5 protein-coding genes are annotated in these 3,936 nt (G+C 66.0%); all 5 read left to right on the top strand.

Annotated elements, in window-relative coordinates; genetic code table 11:
- Positions 1-1,181: type I-E CRISPR-associated protein Cse1/CasA (locus ACK42S_RS16315; RefSeq protein ID WP_409709965.1), on the top strand; the 1,181-nt coding region annotated here is incomplete at its 5' end.
- Positions 1,178-1,696, top strand: a complete 519-nt coding sequence (casB, locus tag ACK42S_RS16310; protein ID WP_409709962.1) for a type I-E CRISPR-associated protein Cse2/CasB — start codon at positions 1,178-1,180, stop codon at positions 1,694-1,696. The genes ACK42S_RS16315 and casB, both read left to right, overlap by 4 nt.
- A 22-nt stretch (positions 1,697-1,718) precedes the next feature.
- Positions 1,719-2,861: a type I-E CRISPR-associated protein Cas7/Cse4/CasC gene (gene cas7e, locus ACK42S_RS16305; protein ID WP_409709959.1), complete on the top strand. Its 1,143-nt coding sequence runs from the start codon at positions 1,719-1,721 to the stop codon at positions 2,859-2,861.
- A gap of 10 nt (positions 2,862-2,871) precedes the next feature.
- Complete coding sequence (gene cas5e / locus ACK42S_RS16300; RefSeq protein ID WP_409709956.1) at positions 2,872-3,585, top strand: type I-E CRISPR-associated protein Cas5/CasD; 714 nt, start codon at positions 2,872-2,874, stop codon at positions 3,583-3,585.
- A partial coding sequence (locus ACK42S_RS16295) for a type I-E CRISPR-associated protein Cas6/Cse3/CasE (RefSeq protein ID WP_409709953.1) occupies positions 3,582-3,936 on the top strand: 355 nt, incomplete at its 3' end. The genes cas5e and ACK42S_RS16295, both read left to right, overlap by 4 nt.

Below are 3,936 nucleotides of genomic sequence, written 5' to 3'. Positions count from 1 at the left end.
GTCAAACCATCTCCCCTTACGGCGGGGGCGGTGGCGCGCTGAATGGGGTTGCAAGGATGAACAGCGGATATGGCAGCCGACCATTCGTGGCCTGGGTACGGGATCTTCATACCTCCAAACGTTTCCAGGATGAGACCAATGCACTTTGTCGGTTGCGAGGGAGCATTGTTAATGCACCTTACGGCTACAGCAGCGACAGAGCTGTTGTCTTGACGTGGACGCATCCCTGGAACAGTCAAGGGCACCAATTTTTCCTTAGACAACTTGAGCCCTGGTTTATCGAGTCCGCCCGGCTCATCCGCCTAAAACGCGACGAGTATCAAAAAGGGATTTTTGCACTACAAGCAGGAACCAAAGCCAGACAAATCGGCCCCAAAGAGCCTCACAAAGGTGATATTGGGGACCCGTGGATACCTATAACCACGGAAGGAGCGGCGCTCACCATCACCAGCCCAGGATTCACACCAGCTCGCCTGTGCAAACTGATATTCAAAGATGGCATAAGTGAATCCAAAGGGCTATTGATGACAAGCCATCTATCGGACTCAAACTCCTGGCTGGTAGCAAGCGTTCTAACTGGGGGAAATTGTCAAACAGACGGGTTCTACCACATCGAACTCCCCGTTCCCGCAAAGATCAAGCGTTCGCTGTCTCAAGAAACAACCCGGAAAACCTTGGCGCATCTAGCGCAACACCTTCTGAATGACGCCAAGGACGTGCAGGAATGCTTGCGAATCGCGTTTTATGTGTTAGCAGTCGAGGCAGCAGAAAATGAACTCCGAAAAAAGCAGCATACGACGACTTTTGCTGCACTGAACGCTATCCAGGAACTCAGTCGGAAGAAAGAGAAAAAGAAAGCTTTTGAAAGGATCGATCTATTTAGCCGAGAGACGATCTCGGCCCTTACCAGGACCTGGGAACAGCACTACTTCCCCACGCTCTGGCGCGGCGCCGACGAAGACCACGAGGCCGTGCGCCGCGACTGGCAGCAGCGCCTCGTCGATGCCGGCCAGGCCCTGCTCGACGAGGCCGCCACCCGCCTGCCGCTGCCAACCAACCGGCGCTGGCGGGCCCTGACGCAGGCCGAAAGCGCCTGGCGCGGCATGTTGCACAAGGTCGGCCTGCCCCTGCCGGGCCGCGCCACCACCGAACCCGCCGAAACCGAGGAGCAAACGGCATGAGCGAACCCGTCCCCACGCCCCCCAAGACATCGACCCTCGCCAGCACCGTGGGCCGGCTGGCGCACGCGATCGGTGCCGAGCACTACCCCAATGGCGACCGCGCCGCGTTGCGGCGCTGGGCCCCCGGGCAACCGCTGCCACTGGCCTTCTACCGCCTGTGGCTGCGCCAGATGGAGGGGGATCTTCCGGCCGAGGCCGCGACCCAAGCCTGGATGCTGCTGACCTGGAGCCTAGCCACGCTGGGCGCGGAGGCCCATGACCCCAAACGCCCCTGGGGCCAGGCGCTGGCCGAAAGCGGCTTTGCCGAAGGCCGGCTGGAACGGCTGCTTTCTGCCCCCGAAGACGTGAGGCCGGACCTGTTCATGGCCGCCGTGCGCTTCCTTGCCGCCAAGGGCGAGCGCTTCGACCTCACCGAGGCCGCCCGATTCCTCATCACCTCGGATGCGGACAAACGCGAAGCCGTGCATCGCCGCATCGCGCAGGCCTTCTACCGCCATCTGCCGAAGAACGACTGATCCAAAAGCCAAGGGGCCACCGATGTTTCTCCAGATCCACACCCTCACCGCCTACCCTGCCAGCCTCCTGAACCGCGATGACGCGGGGCTGGCCAAGCGCATTCCCTTCGGCAACGCCGTGCGGCTGCGTGTGTCCTCGCAGTGCCTGAAGCGGCACTGGCGCGAAGACCTCGCCCTGCGGCTGCCCGAACTGCCTGACGGGCAACGCACCCGCTCCTTCTTCACCCGGACCGTGCTGCCGCGAGCCGTCGAGGCTGGCGTGCCGCAGCCCCTTGCCGAGAGCCTGATCGAGCCGCTGGCAAAGGCCGTGATCGACGGCGGCGTCAAGGAAGGAGGTGATCTCAACCAGCCCGTGCTCTTTGGCCTGCGTGAAGCCGACTATTTCGTGCAACTGCTGCGCGAGGCCAGCCAGGCGGGCGACCCGAAGAAGGCGCTGGAAGAACGCCTGAAATCCCGGGAGGAGAAGGACAACCTCAAGGCGATGAGCAAATCGGCCGCCGGCCTCACCGCCGCGCTCTTCGGCCGCATGGTCACCTCCGACCTGCTGGCCCGCGTGGATGCGCCGGTGCATGTGGCGCACACCTTCAGCGTGCACGCCGCCAGCACCGAGATGGACTACTTCACGGTGGTGGACGACCTCAACCGCGAGGACGAAACCGGCGCGGCGCACGCCAACCAGACCGAACTCGGCGCCGGCCTGTACTACGGCTACGTGGCCGTGGATGTGCCGCTCTTGGTCTCCAACCTCACCGGCTGCGAGGCGAAGGACTGGCAGGGCCAGGACGGCAGCACCGCCCGGCGCGTGCTGGAAGCCCTGATCGACAGCATCCTGCGCCAGAGCCCCGGCGCGAAGAAGGGCAGCACCGCACCCTACGCCTGGGCCGACGCGCTCTACCTCGAGGTGGGGCGCAGCCAGCCCCGGGCGCTGTCGAACGCCTTCCTCGACGCCCTGCGCCCGGAAGGGAAGAGCGACCTGCGCAACGCGGCGCTCAGCCGCCTGGCGGCTTATGTGAAGCAACTCGACGAGATGTACGGCGGCCCTAACGATGGCGAGACGCGCCAGCTCTCCACCACGCTGGAGCAGCCCGCGCATCTGCCGCCCAGGCAGCCGGTGCCGCAGGCGGTGGCAGCGGCACTGGATGCGATCTTCGGCTCCAAGGCATGAGGCCATGGGCATGGACGTACTGCTGCTGCGCCTCGATGCGCCTCTGATGAGCTTCGGCGCCGTGGTGGTGGACCAGAACCATCCGGTCTGGCGCTTCCCCGGCGTGGCCATGCTCACCGGCCTCTTGGGCAATGCCCTGGGCTGGGACCACCGCGACACCGACCGGCTGCAGTCCCTGCAAGACCGGCTGCGTTTCGCCGCCCGCTGGGATGCCGAACCGGAGTTGCTGACCGACTACCAGACCGTGGACCTGGGGCAGGATTTCATGATCGGCACCGGCTGGACCACGCGCGGACGCCGGGAAGACCGTGGCAAGGGGGCCGCGACCACCGGCACCCATATCCGCTACCGCGACCACTGGGCCAACGGTGTGGCCACCATCGCGCTGGCGCTGGACGGAGAAGGCGAGCCCGGCCTTGCGGCCCTGGAGCAGGCACTGCGATGCCCTGCCCGGCCGCTGTTCCTCGGCCGCAAGCCCTGCCTGCCCGCGGGCCCCTTGCTGCTGGGGCGCCGCAAGGCGGAGGGGGTGCGGGCCGCGCTCGCCGCCGAGCCGCTCGCCGACATCGGCCCGCGCCGGCGTCCCGGCTGCATCCCCGCCCTCTGGCCGCTGGATGAGGCACAGTGCGCCCAGGTCGAAGAGCGCTACGCCCCGCGTGACTGGCGCAACAACATCCACCGCGGCACCGAGCGCCATGCCGTGGGCTTCCTGGAGGTGACGGCATGAGCCCCCTGCATCTCGTGCGCATCCCCGTCCATGCCCCGCGCCTGCTGCGCTTCGCTGTTGATCACGGCATCCCCCAGGAAGACGAGACCCTGGGCTACACCCTGCACGCCTGGTTTACGGCCCTGTTCGGGGAGGAGGCGCCCAAACCCTTCCGCTATCTGGAGCGACGGAGCGAAGTACTCGGCTATGCCCGGCGGCCCGCCAGCGAACTGCTTGAACGCGCCCAGGCATTCGCCTCCCCCGGCGCCTGGGCGGCCCTGGAGGCCGAAGGCCTGGCCAGCAAGCCCATGCCCGGTGAGTGGCGCAGCGGCCAGCGCCTGCGGCTGGAGGTGCTGGCCTGCCCGGTTTCGC

This window comes from Caldimonas sp. (genome assembly GCF_046289365.1).
Taxonomy (GTDB): Bacteria; Pseudomonadota; Gammaproteobacteria; order Burkholderiales; family Burkholderiaceae_C; genus Caldimonas.
Note: the sequence above shows the minus strand (reverse complement) of the source record. Positions and strands in the feature narration are given on the sequence as shown.

What these genes read in the sequence shown, in the direction of transcription:
- casB (WP_409709962.1), top strand. Translation starts at nt 1,178, where the DNA reads ATGAGCGAACCCGTCCCCACGCCCCCCAAGACATCGACCCTCGCCAGC.
- cas7e (WP_409709959.1), top strand. Translation starts at nt 1,719, where the DNA reads ATGTTTCTCCAGATCCACACCCTCACCGCCTACCCTGCCAGCCTCCTG.
- cas5e (WP_409709956.1), top strand. Translation starts at nt 2,872, where the DNA reads ATGGACGTACTGCTGCTGCGCCTCGATGCGCCTCTGATGAGCTTCGGC.